The sequence below is a fragment of the Mycoplasma sp. HU2014 genome (genome assembly GCF_001199495.1).
GTDB lineage: Bacteria > Bacillota_I > Bacilli_A > Mycoplasmatales > Mycoplasmataceae > Mycoplasma.
In genome coordinates this window covers 1-26,286 of sequence record NZ_LFYS01000071.1, presented here as the reverse complement: position 1 = coordinate 26,286, position 26,286 = coordinate 1, and the positions used below count along the sequence as shown (strand labels likewise).

Annotated in this window: 24 protein-coding genes, 1 other RNA gene and 1 pseudogene; 18 read left to right on the top strand and 8 right to left on the bottom strand. The window is 24.7% G+C overall.

The annotated features are described in order from the left end of the window. Position 1: 1 nt before the first annotated feature. Positions 2-796: a 16S rRNA (adenine(1518)-N(6)/adenine(1519)-N(6))-dimethyltransferase RsmA gene (gene rsmA / locus AB668_RS04610; protein WP_050517825.1), complete on the bottom strand. Its 795-nt coding sequence runs from the start codon at positions 794-796 to the stop codon at positions 2-4. Position 797: 1 nt separating this feature from the next. Continuing rightward, the gene (gene rnmV / locus AB668_RS04605; RefSeq protein ID WP_050517824.1) at positions 798-1,334 is read right to left on the bottom strand and encodes a ribonuclease M5; all 537 of its coding nucleotides are present in this window, start codon (positions 1,332-1,334) and stop codon (positions 798-800) included. 214 nt (positions 1,335-1,548) lie between these two features. On the opposite strand from rnmV, the gene AB668_RS04600 reads away from it, so the two are divergent. Both AB668_RS04600 and AB668_RS04595 read left to right on the top strand, forming a co-directional pair. Next, complete coding sequence (locus tag AB668_RS04600; RefSeq protein WP_050517823.1) at positions 1,549-2,592, top strand: ATP-binding protein; 1,044 nt, start codon at positions 1,549-1,551, stop codon at positions 2,590-2,592. Position 2,593: 1 nt separating this feature from the next. After that, positions 2,594-4,864: a S8 family peptidase gene (locus AB668_RS04595; RefSeq protein ID WP_050517822.1), complete on the top strand. Its 2,271-nt coding sequence runs from the start codon at positions 2,594-2,596 to the stop codon at positions 4,862-4,864. A 183-nt stretch (positions 4,865-5,047) separates the two neighbouring features. Here AB668_RS04595 and AB668_RS04590 read toward each other — a convergent pair whose 3' ends face one another. The 4 genes from AB668_RS04590 to dnaA all read right to left on the bottom strand — a co-directional run bounded on the left by AB668_RS04590 (position 5,048) and on the right by dnaA (position 11,093). Next, positions 5,048-5,347 carry a hypothetical protein gene (locus tag AB668_RS04590; protein WP_050517821.1) on the bottom strand — a complete coding sequence of 100 codons (300 nt, stop codon included), beginning with the start codon at positions 5,345-5,347 and terminating at the stop codon, positions 5,048-5,050. 775 nt (positions 5,348-6,122) lie between these two features. After that, positions 6,123-8,156 carry an HsdM family class I SAM-dependent methyltransferase gene (locus AB668_RS04585; RefSeq protein ID WP_050517820.1) on the bottom strand — a complete coding sequence of 678 codons (2,034 nt, stop codon included), beginning with the start codon at positions 8,154-8,156 and terminating at the stop codon, positions 6,123-6,125. A gap of 182 nt (positions 8,157-8,338) precedes the next feature. Then, the gene (locus AB668_RS04580; RefSeq protein ID WP_050517819.1) at positions 8,339-9,466 is read right to left on the bottom strand and encodes a DNA polymerase III subunit beta; all 1,128 of its coding nucleotides are present in this window, start codon (positions 9,464-9,466) and stop codon (positions 8,339-8,341) included. Between the two features lie 247 nt (positions 9,467-9,713). Further along, entirely contained in the window at positions 9,714-11,093 is a 1,380-nt protein-coding gene (dnaA, locus tag AB668_RS04575) for a chromosomal replication initiator protein DnaA (RefSeq protein WP_201342699.1), read from the bottom strand. A gap of 304 nt (positions 11,094-11,397) precedes the next feature. Between dnaA and rpmH the strand changes: the two genes are divergently transcribed. From rpmH to AB668_RS05770, 9 genes are all read left to right on the top strand, one after another. Continuing rightward, on the top strand, positions 11,398-11,532 hold the full coding sequence (gene rpmH, locus AB668_RS04570; protein ID WP_036497817.1) for a 50S ribosomal protein L34: 135 nt from the start codon (positions 11,398-11,400) through the stop codon (positions 11,530-11,532). Positions 11,533-11,553: 21 nt separating this feature from the next. Next, positions 11,554-11,880, top strand: coding sequence for a ribonuclease P protein component (gene rnpA, locus AB668_RS04565; RefSeq protein ID WP_050517817.1), 327 nt, complete (start codon positions 11,554-11,556; stop codon positions 11,878-11,880). Positions 11,881-11,903: 23 nt separating this feature from the next. After that, the gene (gene yidC / locus AB668_RS04560) at positions 11,904-13,097 is read left to right on the top strand and encodes a membrane protein insertase YidC (RefSeq protein WP_050517816.1); all 1,194 of its coding nucleotides are present in this window, start codon (positions 11,904-11,906) and stop codon (positions 13,095-13,097) included. A gap of 121 nt (positions 13,098-13,218) precedes the next feature. Beyond that, positions 13,219-13,854 carry a hypothetical protein gene (locus tag AB668_RS04555; protein WP_235443354.1) on the top strand — a complete coding sequence of 212 codons (636 nt, stop codon included), beginning with the start codon at positions 13,219-13,221 and terminating at the stop codon, positions 13,852-13,854. 204 nt (positions 13,855-14,058) lie between these two features. Next, entirely contained in the window at positions 14,059-14,400 is a 342-nt protein-coding gene (locus AB668_RS04550; RefSeq protein ID WP_050517815.1) for a hypothetical protein, read from the top strand. A gap of 185 nt (positions 14,401-14,585) precedes the next feature. Next, a complete protein-coding gene (locus AB668_RS04545) occupies positions 14,586-14,978 on the top strand; it encodes a hypothetical protein (RefSeq protein WP_050517814.1) in 393 nt (130 codons plus the stop codon). 134 nt (positions 14,979-15,112) lie between these two features. Beyond that, positions 15,113-16,012, top strand: coding sequence for a PfkB family carbohydrate kinase (locus AB668_RS04540; RefSeq protein ID WP_050517813.1), 900 nt, complete (start codon positions 15,113-15,115; stop codon positions 16,010-16,012). A gap of 1 nt (position 16,013) precedes the next feature. Then, on the top strand, positions 16,014-16,925 hold the full coding sequence (locus tag AB668_RS04535; RefSeq protein WP_050517812.1) for a pseudouridine-5'-phosphate glycosidase: 912 nt from the start codon (positions 16,014-16,016) through the stop codon (positions 16,923-16,925). A 31-nt stretch (positions 16,926-16,956) separates the two neighbouring features. Beyond that, a complete protein-coding gene (locus tag AB668_RS05770) occupies positions 16,957-17,109 on the top strand; it encodes a hypothetical protein (protein WP_160315017.1) in 153 nt (50 codons plus the stop codon). Between the two features lie 48 nt (positions 17,110-17,157). Here AB668_RS05770 and AB668_RS05980 read toward each other — a convergent pair whose 3' ends face one another. After that, the gene (locus AB668_RS05980) at positions 17,158-17,328 is read right to left on the bottom strand and encodes a hypothetical protein (protein WP_235443353.1); all 171 of its coding nucleotides are present in this window, start codon (positions 17,326-17,328) and stop codon (positions 17,158-17,160) included. Between the two features lie 136 nt (positions 17,329-17,464). Between AB668_RS05980 and AB668_RS04530 the strand changes: the two genes are divergently transcribed. From AB668_RS04530 to AB668_RS05975, 7 genes and pseudogenes are all read left to right on the top strand, one after another. After that, positions 17,465-18,757 (top strand): lipoprotein, encoded by a 1,293-nt coding sequence (locus AB668_RS04530; protein WP_050517811.1) that lies wholly within the window; start codon positions 17,465-17,467, stop codon positions 18,755-18,757. 13 nt (positions 18,758-18,770) lie between these two features. Beyond that, on the top strand, positions 18,771-19,529 hold the full coding sequence (gene phnC / locus AB668_RS04525) for a phosphonate ABC transporter ATP-binding protein (RefSeq protein ID WP_050517810.1): 759 nt from the start codon (positions 18,771-18,773) through the stop codon (positions 19,527-19,529). Further along, entirely contained in the window at positions 19,529-22,204 is a 2,676-nt protein-coding gene (locus AB668_RS04520) for an ABC transporter permease subunit (protein ID WP_050517809.1), read from the top strand. Before phnC ends, AB668_RS04520 begins: the two co-directional genes overlap by 1 nt. 65 nt (positions 22,205-22,269) lie before the next feature. Next, on the top strand, positions 22,270-23,340 hold the full coding sequence (locus AB668_RS04515) for a DNA recombination protein RmuC (RefSeq protein WP_160315016.1): 1,071 nt from the start codon (positions 22,270-22,272) through the stop codon (positions 23,338-23,340). A gap of 57 nt (positions 23,341-23,397) precedes the next feature. Beyond that, an RNA gene (gene ffs / locus AB668_RS05345) (signal recognition particle sRNA small type) lies at positions 23,398-23,493 on the top strand. 6 nt (positions 23,494-23,499) lie between these two features. Then, complete coding sequence (locus AB668_RS04510; protein WP_050517807.1) at positions 23,500-23,943, top strand: nucleoside deaminase; 444 nt, start codon at positions 23,500-23,502, stop codon at positions 23,941-23,943. A 356-nt stretch (positions 23,944-24,299) separates the two neighbouring features. Then, positions 24,300-25,499, top strand: a pseudogene (locus tag AB668_RS05975) (transposase); the annotation flags it as partial. Positions 25,500-25,520: 21 nt separating this feature from the next. Here the strand turns inward: AB668_RS05975 and AB668_RS05850 are convergent. Continuing rightward, positions 25,521-26,286, bottom strand: a 766-nt coding sequence (locus AB668_RS05850; protein ID WP_201342698.1) for a transposase, incomplete at its 5' end; no start/stop codon positions are given.

Sequence of the window (26,286 nt, the reverse complement as noted above, 5' to 3'; positions counted from 1 at the left end):
ATTAATCCATCAAATTAAATAATAAAATAAATTCTTCTAAACCTAATTGTTCAGGTCTTTTTTTAACATCAATATTTGCTTTATTTAAATAGTCTAAAGCTAAATTTTTATCACTAACAACATTTGTTAAATTGTTTAAAATAGTTTTTCTTTTATTGTTAAATAATTTTCTTACAAATTCAGCAAATTTTTGATCATCTTTAATTTGAGTTTTATATTTATCATTAAAAGTTAAACTAACAATTGCTGAATCTACTTTTGGAATAGGTCTAAACATTCCTTTAACTACAGTAAATTCATATTTTTTATCAGAATAAAATTCACAAACAACTGATAAATTATTGTAGTTATTTTCATTTTTATTAGCACATAATCTAACTGCTACTTCTTTTTGCATCATGAAAACTGCTTTATTTAATAAATGACTTATTTTAAGTGTTTTAAATAGAATTTCACTTGTTATGTAATAAGGCATATTTGAAATAATAGAAACTTTTTTAAAATCATATTTTTTAATTATTGACTCAAAATCAACAGTTAAAACATCAGCTAGAACAAAATCAAAATTATCTGAATTAATTTTTGATCTTAAAACTGGTTCTAATTCTTTATCAATTTCAATAGCAACTACTTTTTTAAATCTTTTAACTAACTCAGTTGTTAATGCTCCAGTTCCTGGTCCTATTTCAATTATCAATTGATCAGAATCATCACCTAACACATCAACAATTCTACTTATTAATTTAGGATCTGATATAAAGTTTTGACCAAAATGTTTTTTAGCTTTTACTTGCATTTTATTCTCCTAATATTTCTTTAATATCTTTTACTTTTAAGTTCATTCAATTTAATCATTTAAACAAAGTTTTTGAACTAATAGATTTTTCAAAATTAAAATATTTACAAATTTTATCTCTATTAGATTTTAAATAAAAATTGTTATTAACATACTCATTTCAACTAATAGAATCATTATTTTTATCATAAACTATTAGTTCTGATAAAGCTTTTTTAATAGCGAAATCATCAGCTTGAGCTATTCCTATTTTTTTATATTGTTTATTTACATCTTGTTTTGTTATAAAAGCATTTAAAACTTTATTATCTAAATGATTAATAATTTGTTCTCTAATTTTCTTACCAGCTCCATCTGGATCAGTAAAAATAATAACTCCAACTGTATCGTTAAATTCTTTAATTATTCTAAGAGTTTTTTCATTTAAACTTAACCCATTTGTTTCAATAGTTTTGATATCATTACCAAAAATATTTTTAAGTTTTTGAGTATCAGTTTTACCTTCTACTATAATAACTTGTTTGATTTTATTAAGCATTTTAATACCTTCTGTTAATATAAACATACAGTAAAAATTACATGTATCGTTCAACTCAATTTCTATTATATTGTATATTTTAATACTTTACAATTTATTGATAATTATAAAATTTTTGCAAATATTAATTATGAAATTATTTTTATTTTTGTCCTTTTTATTGCTTTTTTGTCCAAACGTTATTTATAATTAACTTATGAAAGGTAATGATATTATGAGAAAGGCTAATATCTTAAATTTAATAAAATATCATATAGAAGAAAATGATATATCTTTTAGAAAAGAAGCATATTTAATTGCTGAAGAATTTTACAAAATGAACGATGATGAATTAGGTGAATATATCTTTTCAATGTTGCGTGGGACTAATAATTTTGTACCTCAATTAAGTTTTGATATAACAATTCCATTTGCTCAAAAAGTTCAATTACAAACAAGTTTAGAACCACTTCCACTTCCAGAAAAAATCTCAGAAAATATCAAAGGAATAATTAATGCGATAAATCGTAAAGTCGCAATAAATAAATTTTTATTTCAAGGTCCACCAGGAACAGGAAAAACCGAAAGTGTAAAACAAATTGCAAGAATATTAAATAGAGATTTATTTATTATTGATTCAAATAATATTATTGATTCTCATCTAGGACAAACTGGAAAAAATATTTCAGAATTATTTGATGCAATTAATAATATCTCTTTACCTGAAAAAGTTATTATTTGTTTTGATGAAATTGATGCACTTGCTTTAGAACGTGTTGATCAAAAAGATGTTAGAGAAATGGGTAGAGTTACTACTAGTATTTTAAAAGCTTTAGATAGTTTAAATGAAAATATTATACTTATAGCTACAACTAATTTATTCAAACATTTTGATAAAGCATTAAGTAGAAGATTTGATTTAGTTTTAAATTTTAATAGATATCAAAGACAAGATCTTATTGATATTAGTGAAGTTATTTTAAAACATTATCTTAAAAAAGTTGAGAATGTAAAAAGTGAACTTAAATTATTTAGAAAAATCATTTCTTTAATGCAAGAAATTCCTTTACCTGGTGAACTAAAAAATATCATTAAATCAGCAATTTATTTAAGTGATCCTAATGATGAACATGATTATTTAAAAAGACTTTATAAACAAATTTCAAATGATAGTTATGATCTAAAAAAATTAAAAGAAAATAATTTTACAGTTAGAGAAATCGAAATATTAACAGGTATTTCAAAAAGTAACGTAGCTATGAAGCTAAAAGGAGGGTAATATGAATTCATTACTAATTTTAAAAGGTGAATTTGATTCAAAACCTAATCCTTCAAAACCTGGTAATCCTAAATTAACTGGTAAAAAGAAATTAGAATTAGATCATATTAAAAAACTGTTAGATCAATTAAACGATGTTTATAATTTTTGAAAAAATCAAACCTTAGAAATTGATGCTTTGATAAATGTTAAATATTATTCAATAGTAGCAAAAAGTAAAAGAATAAACCAATTATTTTATTCAACATTAAAACAAAATAATGACAAAATAGTTGGTGTTAGTTTAATTGATGATTATAAAAATAACAATATACAGCAAAAGCATTTAATAACTTATTACATTGAAAAAAATATTTTAAAAAATGCAATTAATAAAATATCAATAATAGTTGATAAATTAGAACAAAATAACATTAACATCATAACAAATGAGTTAATAGATCAAATTTTAAATAATAAAAATAATATATCATCAAAAGAAATATTTAAAACTCAATTTCGCTCTATAATTGTAGATTTATCTCATATAGAAGAATTTAATGTTAAAACTACTCATATTGATTCAAGTGATAAAAAAATAATTACTTTATATGATATTAATGTTGATGAAATTGAGTTATTAAAGAAATTAAATATTAATTTAAATATGCGAGATAGAATTGGTAAAAATACATTTTACTTAGATAGTGAACCATACAATTTATTAAAAGAAAAAGCACCTTATTTAATTTCGATGTCTGTTGAAGATTTAAATGAAGTAGATTGAAAAGAGGATAACTATTTCTTAACTTCTAATAGTGATGTTTTAACAATACCAGATCCTACAATTGAACCTATCGTTGGAGTAATTGATACAATGTTTGATAACAGAGTTTATTTTTCAAAATGAGTCGAATTTAAAAAAGAGATCTCAAATGAAATACCTTTATCACAAAAAGATTTTAATCATGGAACAGCTGTAACTTCTATTATTGTTGATGGACCATCTTTTAACAAACAATTAGAAGATAATTGTGGTAGATTTAGAGTACGACATTTCGGTGTTGCTAAAGATGACATAAATAGCACATTGACTCTTTATAACAAAATAAAAAATATTGTTGAAAATAATAAAGATATTAAAGTTTGAAATTTATCTCTAGGTTCAAAATCAGAAATAGATAAAAATTCAATATCAGTTATGGGTGATTTATTAGATAAATTACAATATGAAAATGATGTTATTTTTATAGTTGCAGGAACTAATAAAGAAGTTAATGAATTAAATTCAAAAAGAATAGGATCTCCTGCAGATTCAATAAATTCAATTGTTGTAAATTCAGTTGATTATAAAAATAATCCTGCAAACTATTCTAGAAAAGGACCTGTTCTACATTTCTTTAATAAACCTGATGTTAATTATTATGGTGGAACTAAAGATAAACCTATCACAACTTGTACAGCTAATGGTGTTTATAAAGTTATTGGTACTTCATTTGCAGCACCTTGAATAACAAGAAAGGTTGCTTATCTTATTCATAAATTAAAATTTTCAAAAGAAGAAGCTAAAGCTTTAATAATTGATTCTGCAATATCTAATGACAATAATAAAGACATAGTAGGACATGGAATTGTACCAATAAAAATAAATGATATTATTGAATCTAAAAATCATGAAATTAAAATAGTTTTATCATCTTACACAAAAGAATATCATACTTATAATCATGAGTTTCCAGTACCTGTTTATAACAACACTTTTCCGTTCACTGTAAAAGCAACACTAGTATATTTTACTGATACTAATAGAAATCAAGGTGTTGATTACACTAAAAATGAATTAGATTTCCAATTTGGACCAATGATTGGAGAAGGAGAAAATTTAAAAATAAAACCATTAAATGAAAATAAACAATCCTCTCATGAAGATAATGTTTATATAAATGAACAAGAAGCAAGAAAAGAATTTTCAAAATGAAATACCGTTAAAATTATTGAGAAAAAAGAAACAACTAAAACAGGTAGAGCTAGAACATCAATAAAAGTAAAAAACAATCTTCTATCTTGAGGAATTAAAGTTACTAAAAAATATAGATTAAACAATACTAATAATGACAAAATAAAATTTAGTATTGTAATAACACTTAAAGAAATAGATAAAACAAAAAATCGTTTAGAAAAATTTATAAATTTATGTCAATCTAGTCAAAGATGATATGTTAGAAAAATTAAAATTGATAATGAAATTAATATTTTTTCTAAATCAAATGAACAGATAGAGTTTAATTCTTAAAGTTATTAATTTCCCCTGAACCCCAAAATTTAAACTGAAACTCATGGTGTTTTTTGCTCTAACCATGTTTAAATAGACGTTTTATTAATTATCATTTAAAAAGCCGTATTTATACGGCTTTTTTCTCGAAATATTTTAAATTTATTTTTTGGAAGTCTAATTTATTTTTTGTTAATTGTTTTGTTATTGTTTTCTTGAATTTGTTCAAATAACTAAATCTTTTATTATTATCTTTTTTATAGCAGTAATAAAGGTATTTATGTATTCTATATCTATAAAATTGTCTTTAATTGGAGCATAAACTTCTGAATTTAATAGTACATCATCTACGTCACTTACTAAATATTGCAATAATAAATCTCTTTTTGAATTTAATAACGTTGTAAAAAATAGAGCAATATTTTCATTATGATTGAATTTAGGTTTAATAATTCTAACAAACTGACCAGCATATCATTCTCTTTTTCTATAGAAAAATGTCATTTGAAGTAAACCTAGACTTCATGTGTTAGGTTTATTGGGCTCTAAATTATCTATTTTTCCTGTAGTTTGTAGTATTCCTTGATTTTTAGAAGTTCTGGTTATGTAATCAAATTCATCACCATTTTTTAATGTTTCCTTATTTATACCCTTAACATTGTGGATTGAGAATAAATTATGTAATTTAATACCCCCCCCGTTGTGATATGTTCATATTTATTTATTACTTCATTTTCTTTTTCAGTCAACTCATAATCCTTTAATCCTGTTGCATGTAAATAAGATTGTATTTCAGTAATATGTTGAGCTTCTATTTCAGCATTAATTTCCTTTATGAATTCTCAATCAATTTGATTATTTTTTATAGGTAATTTTATATACTCATTCTTTACTTTGTTTCATCCAGACTTGTTTGTTCAATCATATTTAGAATAAACTTTATTTAAAGCTCCTAAAATAAAAGCATAACATTTATTAGGATCGATATTTTTATCTTTAAATGTAAAAGCATAACTGTCTTGTAGAACTGTAAAATTTCTAGACTGATAAAATGCTTTACCAAATCCGTTAGCTGTTGCTGAAAATACATTTGATAAAATAGTTGCATTTACAGGGTCTATGTATTTTCCTATCTGATTATTTGAAACAACAGCGGTTGTTGCTGGTAAATCTCCAGATTTATTTTTAGATACATTATTTGTGTTAAGTTTAATAAATAAATCATCAATTTTAAATTCTCCTCACTGAACATTGGATAATTTTTCATTCAGTGAGGCCTCTATTTTTTTATTTCTTCAGTCTCTTTTCTAGTTTTTAAAATATTTGTTATTTCTCAAGCTAAAAAATTTGATATATCTTCTTTAAAATTTTCTAATGTTGGTTTTGAATCGATAGGTGTAGATTGATTTCAATCATTACCATTCATTACATCTATGTATCCCTCATAATATTCTTTTTCTGTGAAAATTTTTAAATGTTTTTTGCCATATAATACTAAATTTACAATTTCTTCATAACGTTCTTTAGCTTTATCAATATCCTTTAACTTTTCTTTCGCTTTCTTTCTAGCTAATCATTTATATCCATCATTCGAGAAATCAATAAATTTTACTATGTCATTATTATTATGTGGCTCACCAACTCTAAAAACATATATATGAGTTTGGACACTACTTTTATCACCAAAAAGATCAATAGGCATCTTAATACTTGCTAGTAAGGTGTTATTATTTAATATTCTTTTATTTATCTCTGTAGACTTTCCATTTCCTGCAGATGATTGAATTATTATAGAACCATAACCACCACGTTTCATCATTGAAAATGCTTTCTCTACAAATATCATTCCATTACCTTCTTGAGAGTATGGAGGATTCAAGACGAAAGCGTTAGCTGGGAATTTTTCACCACTTTTTGTAAAACCATAATTACCATCAAATTCAGTAAGAGAATTCTTACATAAAATGTTTGAACTACCATCACCCATTAAGATCATATTTAAAATCGCTAACATATAAATCTCTTCTAAAAGTTCTATCCCTAGAAGTTGATTTACTTTTATATTTAAAATTTTATTCTCTATGTCCTTAGGTGATTTTAACTTAACTTTAGCATCATTAATCATTTCGTTCATAGCAGCAACTAGTAATCCTGCACTACCTGTAGCAAAATCTCAGACATAACTATCCATGTTAATTCTAGCAAGTTTTACTAAAAGAGTCGCAACATACGATGGTGTTAAAACTATATCATGTCAAGTATCATCCGCATAGCCTAATCATGAATACATCTCATTAAATAATTTACCAGTAAAGTCTGTGTTCAATCCAATTTGATAGTATTCTCCTAAGCAGTCTATAATTTTTGTAAAAACTCTTTTTAATTGAGTTTCACCATTTCTTGGAGTATTTAACTGAGTTTTTAATAATGTAGATTGCATTTTTCTAACTATCATTTCTGCTTTATCTTTAGGTATTTGCTTATTTTTTAAAAATGCATTTATTTTATTTATTAAAATTTCACCATCTGTTGAACCTTGTTCCATTTTACATTTAAGTTCTTCTTTGGTTATCGGTGAAACCTTATTTGGTATTCCTAAAGTTGCTATTATGGAACCTGCTATAAGATTTACTCTATCTGCTTCTGTCAAACCTTCTTCATTTTTATAAATATCATTATTCAACTTTAATAAGCTGATATCTATTTGTTTATCTCTTATTTCTTTTCTATGATTAAGTTCTTTTACAGAGAGAGAAAGATCATGAATTGTTTCAACAAATTCATCAAAATATTCATCTTCTAAGAATGATAAATCATCGTAACTACCTATTTCTTGAGCAAGACCATAATTTTCCTCAGAAACAAGGTAAACACCTATTCTTGTTTTTAAAATACCATTCTTTTTCTCCCCTGTACAACCAATAGCTATAACTTTCTTATAATCAGTATGTTGAAGTATTGCATTTGCATAATGAACCGCACCATTTACAGCATAACTTTGTATTGTATTATAATCAGTTAAATTCTCTTTAGTTCTATTATCAACAACTTTGTTATTAGTTTTTACAAGTTTATCAAAATATCCTTTATATTCGATAATTACAGGAAATGTATTTAATTTTTTATCTTGTTTTAACAATTTTACATCAGGACGATTTTTTCCCCTTCCGCCAGTTTTACTTTTATATAATTCAAAAGCTTTATCAATTTGACTATTTAATTCTTCTTGTTCTAATTTGTAGTCAAGATTATAATTTTTTAATTGTCTATTAAAAAAATCAGTTATTTGTGGCTCTATAGATTTAGTTTGCATATTACCTACCTTATTTTATTAAATTCATTTATTTAATTATTTTTATGTGTAAACATATTAAATTTACAAAATATAATTTTAAAATATTTCAAAATAAAAATATATACTTTGGAGAGTAACTTTTTTTATTTAATTAAATCTTCGTTTTTTTAAAAAAAATAAACTAAACTCATAATCTAAAACTAATTACTTAAAAATGTAGGAAGAATAACTTGTTTTAAATCTTCATCACGAGTATTGTTTAAAATAATCGGTTTTGTTGAATTGATTAATTTTAATTCGATAATTTCATCATCTAAAGTTTTAATGGCTTCAATTAAAAATCTAGTATTAAAACTTATTGAAATATTTTTGTTTCCTTCAATAGAGAAATCTTCAAATTCTTCTTCATATTTTCCAACTTCTGAAATAGAAGTTTTGAAATAAATTTTATCATTGTCAACTTTAATATTAACTATACTTGGCATACCATCATCTGTAGGAAAATCGAATCTTGATAATAATTTAGAAATCACTCTTTGTTTTAAACTAATAATTGTTTCAAATTCTTTAGGAAAGGCAATTTGTACATTAGGAAATCTTCCATCTATTAAATTTGATTGGAAAACTACATTATCAATAATAAAAGTAATATATCCTTCAAATAATATTATTTTTAGATTTTTAGCATTATCTAGTAATCTAGGTAATTCACTAACAGTTTTATAAGGAATAGTAATATCAACGTGTTCAACTATTTTAGAATTTGCTTGTACAACTTTTTGACTTATTCTAAATGAATCAGTTGTTGAGAAAATTACTTTATCTTCTTCTACTTTTAGATTTAAACCTGTTAAAACTAATTTTTTATTATTTTCATTCATTGAAACTATTACTTGATAAATAGTTTTTTTAACTTCATTAGGATTTAAAACAATTTCAGTTCCTTTTTCTCTAAATCCAATTAAAGGATAGTCATCTGCATTTAAAACACTAACATTAAAATCAGAATTATGAGTTCTAATAGTTAATTCACTATCTTCAACCATTGTTAATGTTACAAATTCATCTTCTAGTTTTCTTAACATTTCTAAAACATATTTAGGTTTAATTATAACTTTACCTTCTTGTTTAATTTCTAGATCAGAATTTCTATTATCTAAAATACTTTTAAAAGAAAGAGTACCATTAGTTGAAATAATACTTACTTTTTCATTTTCTGCATTTAAATAAATACCAGTTAAACTAGGATTAGTATTTTTATAATCTATAACTTTAACTGCTTTTTGTAAATTATCTAATAACACCATTCTATTAATTCTAATATTCATGATTTTATCTCCTAAAGATTTCTATTGTCTTTAATGACATATTTATTTATATTTTAAGTTTTTAAATGTGTTTTTTCATCTATTTTTCAAATGAATTTTTACTTTATTTTTACAAAGTATGTTCAAAAGAAAAAAATTTAAATTACTAATATTACTATATTTCTTAATTACTTTATTTATTATTCTTATTATCGAGTAGAAATGTGGAAAAGTAATTAAAAGTGTTTATTTTGTTGGATTTTATTATTTATTTTACTAAGATTTTAGATTTCAAGTTTTCCATAACTTTTTTAAAATCTTTGTCAGTTTTCAACATTCTATTTATTTTACGTTCAGCGTTTATAACTGTTGTGTGATCTCTTCCACCGAATTCTTCACCAATTTGAACTAAAGTATGATTTAAGATGATTTTTGTAAGATACATAGCTGTATGTCTTGCCATAACAACAGGTTTTGCTCGTCCTTTTCCATCAATAGCGTTAACGCTAATTCCATATTTTTCAGAAACTACTTCTTTAATCTTTTTAACATTTAATATACCAAACTTAGAAGTAGGAACACCTTTAAATAACTCAGTAACAATATCAATAGATATGATTTTTTGATCTGGATTTTGTAACATTCAGAAATTTAATCTAGATATTGAACCTTTAATTTTTCTAACATCATCAGCATAATAATTAGATAAAAAACTAATAGCTTCTTGTGAAAATTCTAAATTAGGGTTTTGTTCTTTAAGTTCTTTTTTAATAATTGCTGTTGCTGTTTTAATATCTAAATTCATAATAGGTATACTTAAACCCATGTTAAATCTAGTAATTAATCTATTATCAAAACCGTTTAATTGTTCAGGTGATTTATCACTAGAAAAAATTAGTTGTTTATCGTACTCAATAAAATTGTTGAAAATTGTGAATAACAGTTCATTTGTCTTTATTTTATTGCTTAAAAATTGAATATCATCGATTATTAAAACATCATTTATCAAGATTTCATCTTTGAAAGTTTCAATTTCTTGATGAGTTTTTTGTAAAACATCAATAGCTTTTCTTGCAAACTCTTCTCCACTCATATAAACTACTTTTAAGTCTGAAAAATTATTTTCAATATAGTTTTTAGTAGCTTTTAAAATATGAGTTTTCCCCATTCCCGATTCTCCATAAATAAATAATGGATTATAAGTAAAACCAGGATTTTTAGCAACAGTTTGAGCAGCTAAAAAAGCTTGTTCATTACTAGGCCCAACCACAAAATTATCAAATGTATTCCCTATTAATCTGCTAGGTTTTTTTGATAATAAGCTAGATTTAGTAGGTTTTGATACTTGTTCTTCTTGCTTAGTTACTTGGTTAGATAATGTTTCTTGCTCTTTTTTATATTTTTTTTCATCAGTAAAACTTAATAAAACTTCATTATTCAGTTCTTTTTTTATAACTTCGTGAATAACAGATTCAATATGTTTGATAGTTTTTAGTCCAAAAATAGACTTAACTACAAAAACATATTCATTTTCAGCTTTTTTATACAACTTAGAAGTAGAAATGTATTCATTATACACAGCTTCATCGATATTAGGGTTTTCTGATAATGAAAGTTTCAGTTTTTTTAATAAGTCTTTGTCTTCCACAAGGATACCTCTCATTCAAAATTATTATAAATAAACACACTATAAAATGTTGAAAAATATTTATACACCATAACAATATTAAGTTATCCACAATTATTTTTAAGTGTAAAAACACAGTTAAAATCTATATTTTTCTAAACTTATATACATTTCTACATGTTATATATTTTTATCTTGAAAACTTGGATGTTTATTAATATGAAATTCAATGTTTAAAATTAACTTTATTTTTGGTTGTTTTTTACAAAGAAAATATTATATAATAGATGATGAAACATTATTTTTAAAGTGAGGAGGTTCCAGCATGAAAAGAACTTGACAACCATCAAAAATCAAACACGCACGTGTTCACGGATTTAGAGCAAGAATGGCTACTAAAAATGGTAGAAAAGTAATTAATGCTCGTAGAGCTAAGGGTAGAGCAAAATTATCTGCTTAATTTAATTGCTTTTAACAAACTATGAAAAATAAAAGAATTATAAAAAAGAACTTTGAATTTCAAGATATTATTTCTACAAAAAAATCTACTAAGAATCTTTGTTTTGTAATTTATTATAGATCGAATGACAAAGGTTATTTGAGATACGGAATAAGTGTAGGAAAAAAAATAGGTAATGCTGTTGTAAGAAATAAAGTTAAACGACAAATAAGAATGTTAATAAATAATAATATAGATATATGTGGATATAAATCACTTGATATTATTATTTTGGCAAGAAAACCGATTTTAGATATTAAATTTGAAACTACTTCAAATTCTTTTAAAAAAATTATAAATAAACTTTAGATATAGAATAGGGGGAGAAGAGTTTGTACAAGCAAAGTAATAGAGTAATGAATTATTTGAACCCTGAAAAGAGTAAAAAAAGTAAACAACCAAAAGATATTTTAAAAATAGTTATAAAATGATTAAAAATTATTGGTTTTATATTTATTCTGGTTTCAATGTTATGAGGTTGTGTGCAAATGTATCAATCTCAATATACAGTTAATCAAATAGTTGATATGACAGGAAAAAGTGTTTATGCTCCTGGGGTTTCATTTGAGATCGTTCTTAATTCATTAGGAGAAAGTGGAGAAAAAGTTCATCACTTTGCAATGCAAAATGGAAAACTTATTGAATATGGATATAATTCTATAAACTCGTGAGGTGAAGCTTTTAGTAAAACTGAATCACCTTTCTACGGATTCTTTGTTTATCCAACAGCATGAGTATTAAGTGGACTTATTAAATTATTCTCAGGAACATTAAATCCTAGTTTAGATGATAAAACTCAACTATCTTATGGTATTTCATCTGTTGCATCAATTTTCTTAACAGTGTTAATAATTAGAGTATTAACGTTGTTAATGGGATTTAAGTCACAAATAAATCAACATAAAATGCAAGATATTCAACTAAAAGTAGCTGAAATTCAAGATAAATATAAAAATAAAAAAGACATGCAATCAAGACAAAAACAACAAGCTGAAATTCAAGCAGCTTATCAAAGAGAAGGTATGTCACAGTTTTCATCACTAGCAGGATCATTTGCTCCGCTACCATTCTTATTTGCGATTTATGCAATTGTTAGATCAACTAGATCATTAAAAATTGCTACATTAGGCCCAATTGCTTTAATTGAAGGACCATGGCAACAAATTACTCAAGGTAACTATATTTATATATTAATCATCGGAATTTATTTACCTTTACAAGCGATTTCAATGTTGTTACCTACTTTACTTCAAATGAAGCGTCAAAAAGCAATTTCATTAACTGAAGCACAGAAAAAAGCTAGAAAAAAACAACTTATTACTCAACTTGTTATGATGGTAGTGTTTGTTATAGTTATTTTATCAGTTGCAACTGGTGTATGTATTTATTGAATTTTTTCATCAATATTTCAAATAATACAAACATACGGTTTCTACAAATATAATGAAAAACATACAAAAGCTGGAAATCAAGAAAGACAAAGACGTTTACGTCAACAAGAAAGAATAAAACTTAATAATAAATAGAGTGTTATTTAACACTCTTTTTTTGTTACATATTAAAATTAATATATAGACATATCCAAAATTATTAATTAACTATATGAATAATTAGAATATTGGTATTTGTCAATGGAAGGATGATTTTATGAGTAAAAATAATGTAATAAAAGTGACTGAGTGAGTTATGAAAAAATTTCCATTTAATGAAGATTTTGCAGAAGCTGTTGGAATTTTATGTATGGATGCAAATGACGAAGCTGCAAGAATTGGTGATCACAAAGAAGTTTATTTCCAAAAACCTGTAGGTGGAGCTTTATCATTAGTTAACTTTTGAATTAAAAAATGAGCATTCCAAAGAGGAGCTAACTTCACTAATTTAGCTGCTGATATTATATTTGACTTATCAACAAAAAATAAATTTACCGATGGAAATAAAAGAACTGCATTATTAACAGTTTTATACTTCTTTAAAATGTCAGGATTCTGAGTAGTTGAACCTAATCCAGCTGATTATTGAGATAAATTAATTGAAAATGTTGTTGAAGAATTTGAACAATCAAAAGATCCTGAAGAAATAAAACAAAAATTAAGAGAACAAATTTTAGAAAACTTAATTTCAGTCGATCCTAAATACGAAGATGTAACTGAAGAAACAGAAATAGATCCTGAAAGCGAAATCATCACTGCTGAATATGTAAAAAGTAACATGAGACTATGACAACAAGAAGTTAGAGAAGATGAAGTTATCATGGAATCATTAAAAAGATTATCAGTTAAATAATTTAATATAAATCAAAAATATCACCTAATAATCGTTAGGTGATATTTTTATTTAATTGTTAGAGAAATTAATTTCGAATTTTAGGGGGCACGAAACACAAAATGAGAATTTGTCAAGTCTTTTTTTTTTTTTTTTTGATTTTGGATAATTAACTTGGGTATGACACATTTTAATCTACTAATATATTAAAAAAGGAGGACAGATATGAAAAAACTTTTATTACCTATGATTGGTTTAGTTATTGGTGCTGCTACATCTGGTGGAACTATATATGGTGTTCAAACATTTAATCATAAAAAAGAAATAAATGAATGAAGAGCATTACTACAACAAGAAAAACAAAATGCTCAGTCAATGATAAAAAGTCTTGATGAACAATTGGCTGCAGCTGAAGCAAAAAATGGTGAAATTAAAAATTATATTGACTCTTTAAACGCTAAAATTTCAAAAGACTTTGGTTTAGCAAAAGGAGTTTATGAAAAAGCTGTAAAATTAACAACTTATACTGTTAAGGATCACGAGGAAAAAATGTCACTTATTATTTAGCTTATTATAATTCTCAATCTAATGAAATAAAAGCAACTGAAAAAGAAACTACTGAACTAGATTCAGATGATAAAAAAGAAATTCCAATACCTGCTACTTTAGAAAATTTATTAAATGCTGGTATTAAAGTTCAAATTGGAAGTGGTGAAGAAAATAAAGTTATAAAAACAGAAGATTTTAACCAGATGAAATTGCTTGGACAAAATACAATAATAGTTAAAGTTTTAGAAAAAGTCTTAAAAGAAATAAGAGATGGTGGTCAAAAATTAGCTGATTTCTTCCAAAATAAATTAAATGAATTAACAAAACTTAAAAAAGATCTTGAAACTTTAAATGAAGTTAAATTCTTTGAAGTATTAAAAAAAATAGAAAGTTCTCTTGAAAAAGGGAATTGAGAAAAAATGTCAACACTTGATAAACTTAATAAAATCAAAAGATTGCTAACAAATTTAGAAGGTGAATGAGACAAACTTTCAGGTGGGGTTAACGAAGCTATTAAAGGCTTAGAAGATATAGTTCAAGAAGTAGAAAATATTGCAAATAGAGCTAAAAATGATGGAGCACCAAGTAAAAAATAACTACTAAGAGAGTAGGACAAAGTTAACTCTCTTTTTTATTTTCAAAATATATACAAATAACACTATATAAATGTTAAAACCTATTTTACTGTATTTTATAATTAAAATAATTATTAATATTTATTGGAGGAATAATGAAAGTTTTAGTTATTGGTGGAGTTAATTATGATTTATATGCACAATTACAAAATGATATGAAATTAAACGATTCAAATATTTCATCTTTCTTTAGTGTTGTAGGTGGAGTTGGTCAAAATATAGCTGTTAATTTATTAAAAACTGATATTGATGTTGGTTTTATTTCTTGTGTTGGTGATGATTTAGAAGGACAATGAATTAAAAACCAATTAAATTCACTGTCTTTAAAATATTTTTTAACAACTAAAAAAGAATATAAAACAGGTAAATATATAGCTATACTAAATAAAGAAAATGATATGCAATTAGCAGTAAGTGATACAGAAATTATTCAATCTTTACAATTATCTGATATTGACCATTTACAAAATATAATTAATGAATCTGAAATTATTTGTTTAGATGCTAATTTATCTGAACAATTTATTATAGATTTTACTAATAAATATAAAGATAAATTCATAATAGGTGAAGGTGTATCTTGTAGTAAAATTATGAAATTTAAATCTATTTTAAATAATATTTCACTTTTAAAAGCAAATAAAAAAGAAATCCAAAGCTTATTAAATACAGATGAAAATAACTTAACAACACTAGCAGAAAAAGTTATTGATCATAATGTTAAATCAGTAGTTATAACTGATAGTAAAAACGGATCAGTTTATAAATCTAAAAACAAACAAATACAAATCTATAATAATCAAATAGAAAATATCGTTTCTGCTTCAGGAGCTGGTGATGCATTTTGTGCTGGAATAATTTATAGTTTAATTAACAAACTAGATATGTTAAAAACAGCTTTTATTTTTAGTAAATATGCATTACTATCTAAAAATACAGTAAGTGAAATTCTAACTAAAGATATAATATTAAAAGAGTATAAGGAGATTAAATAATATGAAAATAGTTTACAGTAAAGAAGTAGAAACTGCTTTAAAAAATAATAAACCAGTTGTTGCTTTAGAATCAACAATTATAACTCATGGAATGCCTTATCCTAAAAATGTTGAAATGGCTAAAAATGTTGAACAAATAGTTAGAGATAATGGTTCAATTCCTGCAACTATTGCAATAATAAATGGAGTTATTCACGTTGGTTTAGAACAAGAACAAATTGAACAATTAGCACAATTAAAAGATGTAATCAAAACAAGTAAAAGAGATTTTGGTTATGTATTAGCTAATAAAAAAAGTGGAGGAACAACAGTAAGTGGTACTATTTTAGTTGCTAAAAAAGTAGGTGTTAATGTTTTTGCAACTGGTGGAATTGGTGGAGTTCACCGTGAAGCTGAAATTACAATGGATATTTCAAGAGATCTTGATGAACTGGCAGATAATAACATTTTAGTAGTTTGTGCTGGAGCTAAATTAATTTTAGATTTAAACTTAACTAGTGAATATTTAGAAACTAAAGGGGTAGAAGTTTTAGGATTTAATACTGACAAACTTCCTGGCTTTTATTCAAATACTAGTGAAGTTGATGTCACTTATAATGTAAAAACTGTAAATGAAGTTGCAAATATTATGCAATCAAAATGAGAGTTTACTAATGGTGGAATTGTTTTAGCAAACCCAATCCCTGAACAATATAGTTTAGAATATAACTACATTATTAAAGAAGTAAACAAAGCATTAGAAGATGCTAAAAAAGCACACATTACTGGTAAAAAAACTACACCATTTTTACTTGCTAGAATTTTAGAATTAACTAAAGGAGAAAGTTTGCAAGCAAACATTCAATTAGTTTATAATAATGCTAAAATTGCTTCTCAGATTGCAGTTGAATATAATAAATTAACACAAAAATAAAACTAAATAATATAAAAAAACCTCATAAAATATGTCACGTTTAAATGTTGAACAAGTAGAATATTTCAATTTTTTTGCTGATAAAAATAAGGTTAAATTACCAAATTTTCCACCCTTCCAACCTAAAAAACTTGGAGATATTTTAAGACGATCATTAAGTATAAATTTTCCAGCAGGAAGTTAGTTGACCAAATGAAAGATATAAGTTTAGAAATAATATATTTCAATTTTTTTAGAAAACAAGTTTTGGAGAACCTACTATCGATAAAACAGAAAAATCTAATCTAGCAACAATAATTGTAAGTTCGCTTGGAGGAACTGTAGAGAACTGTTCAATTATTGGAACAACTTTTTCAATATTAAAAAGACGTAAAACAGAAAAAATTATAAAAAAATAGTGCATTATAACTAATTAACTTATAAAATTAATCTAGAAGTAGAGGATGGGATGCTATAAATTTTTTTGTAGTTTTACCTCTCTCTATTTTTGTTATAGAAAAATTACATTTATTTAAGTAGATAGGATTAACGGTAATAATATGAAAAAATTAATTTCAATAATAAGTTCTATAGGATTAGTATCTACTAGCTCACTTGCTGTTGTTAGCTGTAGAACTCCAAAATTAGAAATTCTTTTTGTTCCATCAAAAAGTGGAACTGACATCACAGCTCAAGTTGCTCCTTTAAGAGAATTATTAACTAAAAAGTTAAAAGAATTAGCTGAAGCAAGAGGAGAAGAATTTAATAAAGCTGTAAAAGTTGATGTTTCTACAAGTTATAGTGCTGCGGCAAAATCATTAGCTGGTGGTTCAGTTGATATTGCATTTATGCCAATACAACCTTATGCAGAAAACAGAGGAGAAAAGCAAGAAGACGGTACATATGACAAAATTGGTTTCTTATTAAGTTCTGGTAGAAGAGGTGTTAAACCTGATACAACATTTAAAGTTTTCCAAGGTGATGATAAAAAATTCTCAAATGCTAAAGCTATATCTGATTTAAAAGGACAAGATTTATTTGAATTAGCTAATTGATACCAAGAATTAACTAAAAACAAACCTGCTGAAGGTGAAAGTTATGCAACAGTTCTTGAAGATGAAACAAATCCAGCTTCATACTATAGATCTTATGTGTATGCAAATACAAGTGTTTTACGTGAAACAATTTATAAAGATCAAAAAAGTTATAAAACCGCTTTAGATGAAGCTAGACAGTTAAATAGTTTTGAAAACTACAAAGAAATAATGAAAAGTTTAATACTTGAATCAAATATAAAAATAGCTTTAGGTGATAAAAAATCATCTGCTGGTTTTAGCTATCCTGTTTCATGAATGAAAGAAGTTGCTGGTTTATCAAATGAAGAAATAGTTGGTTTATTTAAAGGTGGAAAAAAATTCATTAAAGGAAGCGATTATGACACTATAGCAACTACTATTGGTGATAATGCTGAAGCAAAATCAGGAAATGGTTATGCAATAGGATTTGGTTTTTCTGACATACGTTTTACTAGATCTGGTAAATTAGATCATGAGAAAAAATTATTTGAAAACACTGAAATTATTGGAGCAAGTCAAGCGATAATAAATGATGGAATTATGTATTCAAAAAATAAAAAATCTCTTGTAGGTAAAGATTTAAACTTACTTAAAGATATAAAAACAGGATTATTAAGTTTAATCAATGAAAATCCTGAAGCAAAAAAAGTGTTTAGTATATACAACATTAAAAACTTCATTGAACCAGATGTGAAAAAAATTGATTCAGACATAACAGACGCACTTAAAAAACTTAAAGATGTATCAGAAATTTCAGATGCTATAACATGGGGGTAGGGAAAGGAAAAAAATGATTGTATTTAAAAATGTTAATAAAATTTGACCAAATGGAAAACAAGTTTTAAAAGATATAAATTTAACAATATCAAAAGGAGAATTGATAGCTGTTATCGGTCTTTCTGGTGCAGGAAAAACTACTCTTTTAAAAACTATTAATAAACTTAATGATATATCGTCAGGAAACATTGAAATAGAGTTTGACAGAATCAATAAAAAATATGATTTATCTAAAACTAGAGGAAAAAAACTACGTGAATTAAGAAGCAATATTGGTCTAATGTTTCAAGAATATAACAACATTGGCAACAAAACGGTTTTAGAAAATGTATTAAATTCAAGAATCGCAAAAGAAAAATTAGTAAATAAAATTTTAGGTATTTTTTCTAAAAAGAGTAAACAAATAGCATTAGAATCTTTAAATAAATTAAACTTACTAGACTTTGCTTATATTCGTGCTGAAAACTTAAGTGGTGGGCAACAACAACGTGTTGCTTTAGCAAGAACATTAAGTCAACAACCATTTTTAATTATTGCTGATGAACCGGTATCGGCTCTAGATCCGGTTATGGCTAATCAAGTTATGAAAGATTTCCAAAAAATTAACGAAGAAGAAGGAATAACAACTATTATAAATATTCACCATGTTGATCTAGCTAAAAAATATGCAACAAGAATTATAGGTTTAAATAATGGAGAAATTGTTTTTGATGGTTCTCCAGATCAGTTAAATGATGAAAAAATTAAAGAAATTTATGGAGATAATTACTAATGCTTCTAAAGAATAAAACATTTAAAGTAGGTAATAATTTTTCAAAAAAACCTAAAAAAGTATTTTCAATAAGTTTCTTAGTTACAACAATTGCAATTTTACTTCTTGGTTTTATTTTACTAGAGAGTGATTGACCAAAATTTTTTGATAATATTGATAAATTAGGTGAATTGTTTAAAGATTTTTTCAAGTGAGATTTTGAAGATTGATCTAAGTCTAAACTTGGTGCAGAAAGTTTTTTAAATAGCTCAATAAGACTTTTAATACAAACCTTAACTTATTCTTTTTTTGGTACTTTTATAGGTGTGATTTTATGTCTACCAGTTGCATTATTAGCTGCTAGAAGTATCATAAAAAATAATTTTGTAAATCAAACAGCTAGATTATTTTTATCAATACTTAGAACTATACCAACTTTTGCTTTTGCAATTATAATAAAAGGATTTTTTGATACTGCATCTTCAGCTATTGCTGTTGGGGTTATGTTCTTCTCATTTTCAGTTGCAGGAAAAATGTTCTTTGAAAAAATAGAACAAATAGATGTAAAAATTTATACATCACTACAAGTTACAGGAATTACAAGAATTCAAGCATTCAGAAAAGCCGTGATTCCTCAAATTTCAAGAGATTTACTTTCTATTTCACTTTATACACTTGAAATTAATATTCGTTATTTATCAATTATAGGAACTGCTGTTGGGATAACTAGTTTTGGTTCATTAATTACAGTTGCAATTGATGCTAATGAATATAATAAAGTAGGGTTCTTATTAACAATATTTTCATCTGTTATTCTAATGGTTGAGGTATTGATAATTGTAGTTAAAAAATATGTACTTGAAGATAGAGATCAAGTTTTAGAGTATAAAATTATTAACAAATCTGTAAAATCTATAAGAAAAATTGATAATACTAATGCTTTAGAATTTTATGTAAATTACATTTTAGTAAAAGATATTGATGAAAAAATTTCTCAATTAAATGATGAAAATAAAATACAAAAACTTAAAAAAATAAGAAAACAAAAAATTAAAGAATATATAAAAGAACATAAAATAAATGTTAAACAAGATAAATTAGAATATAAGTCATTATTAAAAAATATAGATACTGATTTATTTATAAAACTATATTCAATTGATCAAACAGTTAGAATTGATCAAAAAACAACTGCAAAATTAAACTTTTTAGTTTTAAAAGAAAAAGAAGAATTAAAAAAACAAATTGAACTAATAACAAAACAAGAATTAAAAGAGTTCAAAGATAATTTAACAGTTGAACAAACTCTAAAAAGTGGTAGAAAAAATTATATTAAAAGATTAATTTTTGGAATAATTTTAATTTCACTATTTATTTATTCTTCAACAACTATTGATTTAAAATTTGCAAGTCCACAACAAATAAAAAATACAGGAAATGTAATTTTAGAAATAATAAATATAAATTGAAAATCATTATTTTTTAAAGATATTGCTCATTCAGTTCAAGATCCAGTAATACTTTTATTATGAGAAGCTTTATCTATGGCGATTGTTGCTACATTTATAGGTTCAATTATTGCTTATGTTTTAGGTTTATTAAGTTCATCAAAAGTAACTAATAAATATGTAGCTTTCCCATTTATGTTCATTACAACAGTTATGAGATCTATACCAACTTATATGTATGCATATATATTTATATTTGTAGTTGGATTTGGACAATTTCCTGGTATGTTAGCTCTTGTAATGGGAACAATTGGTATGCTTACAAAATATAATCGTGAGATATATGAAAAAATTAACATGAAAATAATTTACCAATTAAAATCTATGGGACTTAACTGATGACATGTTTTTAGATATGGAATAGTTGCTCAAACAAAAGATGAAATAATTTCATACATCATTTATCGTTTTGAATTAAACTTTAAAGAAGTTGCAGCTCTAGGAGTTGTTAATGCTGGTAAAATTGGATTTACTATGAGTTCATATTTCAGTGGACGTTTATTTGCTGAATTTGGAGCTGTAATATTCGGATTAATTATCTTTACATTAATCATAGAAAATATTTCAACTTCATTAAGACAAAAATTCTTAGAAGATAAAAACTTAAAAATTATTGATTGAATTATTAATAGATATCGTCACTTTAGATTCCCAGTTTATAAAGCTAAATTAAAATTATTTAATAAAGAATTAGCAACTAGTTATTTTGAAGCAGAAGCATTTAATAGTTATGTAAAACAAGAAAAATGAATGGACACTTTAATTAAAGATGGTCAAACAAAACAAGATATTTACAATCAATTAAAAGAGTATGAAAAAGAGTTCAGAATGTTTCGTGAAAATATGGTATCAAACATTAACTATAAAACAAAACAAGATTTAGAAACTGCAAAAATAAACTATACTAATACTCGTAATAATTTAAATCAAGAATTTACAAATAAAAAACAACAATTAAATGAGCTTAAATTACAAACTCAAAACGAAATTAAATTACTAAATAATCAAGATTTAACAACTAGTCAAAAACATGAACAAATTAATAATTTAAAATCTAAATATGATTTAGAAAAACAAGAATTAATTAATATTAAAAACTTAATTAAGCACTTAAAACAAGATTACAAAAAAACTAAATTATATTCAAAACAAATGAGAAAAATTAAATTGTTAAATTTAGATTACTAGGTAAAAAAGGAAGAAACATAATGGAAGCTTGAATGATTGTCATGATTATTATAGGGATTGTAACAATGGCAATTACTTTATTCTTTGTTATAAGAACTATTAAACGCAACGGTTTTGATTATCCAGTTGATAGTAGAACTTTTGATAAACAAATTCAAACTATTATTTCTAAATTAGAATCTATTGAAAAAATTGATGCAACAAATTTTGAGAATGTAAGAAAAAGTGTAAATGATCAAAAAACTGATATTTCAAAAGTTATTAAAGATTTGAATGATTCTATAAAAATTCTAAATGATAATAATACAAAGCAAATGTCAAGAATTGATACAGTTGTTGTTGATTCAAAAACAAAACTAGATAATCTTTCTTCTATTTTTACTAACAGTAAAAATAGAGGTAATGTTGGAGAATTTACTTTAGAGTGAATATTATCAAACATTTTGGGTGAAGAATCAGAACACAGTATTTGGCAACGAGAGTATAAATATGAAAATAAACCAGGACTTAGAATAGATGCTGTCATTCATACAGGAATTAATAACAAAAAGTTAGCTATTGATTCTAAATTTCCGACGATAGATGCTGAAGTTCTATTAACTAAAGATCCAAATGATTTTGAATACAAACAAAAAGAGAAAAATTTTAGAACATCTTTAATAAGTAAGATAAGTGAAGTAGAAAAATACATTGATAAAAAAGAGGGTGTGGATAATGTTATTATGTACATTCCCTCACAAGTAGTATTTGAACTAATCTTAACTAAATTTGAAGATATTTATCAAAAAGCACTTAATAAGAAAATATTTTTAACTTCTCCAACTACTTTGCCAATAGTTTTACACTCTCAACAAATGGCTATTAGAGATTATAAAATTAGCAAAGATATACACAAGGTTAAAGATTTAGTAGAAGGTGTATTAATTGATTTTCAAAAATGAGATGAAAGAAATCAAAAACTTAAAAAAGCTTTTAATGATTATGTTCAAAAAACAAATTCTACATTCGAAGATCTAGAAAAATCAACAAACAAAATTAATTCAAAAATAGAAAAAATTCAATCAATCGATACTACTAATCAAAACGGTGTAAAAAAAGAAACTGATGATGATTCTATTGGAATACGCTGAAAATAATCCTTTTCCAGAACTGAAAATAATCCTATTGAAAAAACATTAGAAAAATAATATAATTAAATATGCCGTAATAAGGATAACATCTGAATGAGTCAGGACCGGAAGGTAGCAGCTATAAGGAAACGTGTTCTGTATTACGGTTTTTTATTTGGAGGAATTATGAAAGAATTTGATCAATTATTAGATTTATTAATAAATGAATCTAAAAAGGCATTAGAGTGTGATGACATTCCAGTTAGTGCTTGTGTATTAGATAAAAATAACAATATCATTAGTTTAAGTCATAACACTAAACAAAAAGATAAAAATATCTCATCACATGCTGAAATAAATGTAATTAATTTAGCTGTTAAAAAAACAAATAACATGAATTTAAGTGATTATAAAATAGTAACTACTCTTGAACCTTGTCAGATGTGTTATGGAGCAATTGTTCAAGCTAAAATTAAAGATATTTATTTTTTAGTTGATAGTATCAAATATGGAATAACTAACAAATACAGTATTAATGATATAAACATAAATTTAATCCAAATAAAGAACCGTAAAAAAGAAGATGAATATAAAAATATCCTTAACAATTTCTTTGCTAATAAAAGATAGCAAGTGTTAAAATAATATATGTAATATTTCTCTACTTATACAAGTTTGAAATATTTATGATATCGGTGGTTTTAGTTCTTACCGGCCATGCCTACGAATTTATGACCTGGCGAAATGATAAATAGAACTAAATTAGAACTCTTTATAGAGTTCTTTTTTAATAATTATTAATCAAAAGTTTACCGCATAAATTAGCTATACATACATCTTAAAATATAATAAAAAAGTAGTTATTGCATAAAAAAATGAGATTTAAATATCTCGTTTTTTATTCCAGAAATTTATAAAAAATACTTTAAAATCTTATTAAATTATGCTATAATTTAACTATATAATTAACTATATAGAAGGTTAACATGAGAGTACCATTAGAGATACGACAAGTTCCAAGACCAAAGAATACTGTAATTAAAAAATCTGGTTCAAAATGAGCTGTAATTGAAAGGGTTGGTTGTGTAAGAAAAAACGGTTCTAATCAACCAAAAGAGGGTAAAGTGATAGGACACATCATTGATGGTGAGTTTATTAAAAAAGAAGAAATTAAAAAGGAGATTAGCTTTAAATATTATGGTGATTATGAATTGGCTAAATCAGTTTCACAAGATATTTTAAGTGATCTAAAAGAAGTTTATACATTAGATTTCGCCAATCACTTGTATACAATTTCATTATTACGTTCTATAAATCCAAAAATCTCATATACCAACTTAGAAGAAACATACGAAGAATCTTTTATTTCTAATGAATTTCAAAACTTAAAACTAAATAAAAATAATATTTCTAAATTTCTAAGATCAGTTGGTCTTGATTATGGAAAAGCGCTTTTATTCATTAGAAACAGAGTTAAAAAAATTGATTATGATAACAGAATTGCTATTGATGGGATGTTAAAAAATAATAATAGTAGAATTAATTCTTTAAATGACTTTTCTTTCAAATCAAAAATTAAAAACAGTAAAAACATATCCATTATAGTTGCTTTCAATGTATCGACAAAAGATGTAATTTGTTCTCTTCCATATCCCGGAAATTGTGTAGATGTCACTAGCTTTCCTGATTTCTTAGAAAAAACAGGTATAACAAAAGGAATTGTAATTGGTGACAAAGCAATGAATAATGAACGCTTTGCAAACATTGGTTTTATACATCCTTTAAAAAGATCCTCAAAAATTTTAGATAAAATTGATGCTTATAATATGTCAGAAAAACTTGACGATAAAGAGAATCCAACATGATGTAAAAAAGTATTTTATGAAGACAAATATTATTATTGTTTTAGAGATGTTAAAAGAGCATTCAAAGAAGAACACGACTTTATGTCAAGCAAAAAATTTTCAAAAGAAAGATATGACAAAATGAAACACAAATTTGGCACTATCGCATATGTTTCTGACCAAGACATAACGTGTCAAGAAGCCTTGAATATGTATAAGCAAAGATGGGAAATTGAACTTGTTAATGACTTTTACAAAAACACTTTGGAACTTGATTCAGTTAAAGTTCATGATGATTTAAGTGTTTATGCAGATGAATTTATCAATATGCTTACATTAATTAAAGAATTCCAAAAATATACACTATATAAGACAAGATAAAATCATTTCTTCATCCTTTTTTGAAATTTTACCAACTATTCAAGAATCACCTATAATATTTATTTTGTATTTTTTATAAGAGTTAAATACTTTTAGTGCTTCACTAAAAGTTTTTTCATTTAAGATACCTCTTTCTTCAAATTTATTTTTTATTCTATACCCAATAATTGTAGAAAGCATTTTAATAAATTCTGCTCCATAAATTGAAATATCACTCTTTTTATTTACTTCTTTAAGGTTCAAGTTATCTTGATAAAACTTGTTAACTAGTTCGATTTCTCATCTTTGTTTGTACATTTTATAAATATCAATTGGTTCTAGATCTTGATTAGATATATAAACTATAGTTCCAAACTTATCTTTTAGTTTTTTATAATTTTCTATTGTATATTTTTTACTTTTTAAATAGTCACTGTGTTCTTTTGAAAATCTATTATTATCTCTAAAAGCATAATAAAATTTGTTTTCATGCTTTAATTTTTTGTAAAAAATGGTGTTGTCTTTATTGCTAAATTTTTCTTCCATATCATAAATATTAAGTTTATGTAAAATACTCAAAGAACGTTTTATAGGAAATATATAACCTACTTGATCTGGTATATTTTTACCATTGCTAACCCCTTTATCTCCTATAATAACCCCAGTTTTTATATTAGTTTTTTCTAAAAAATCAGGAAAACTAGTAAAATCAACGCAATTACCACGATATGGTAAAGAACAAATTATATCTTTTGTTGTTATATTAAAA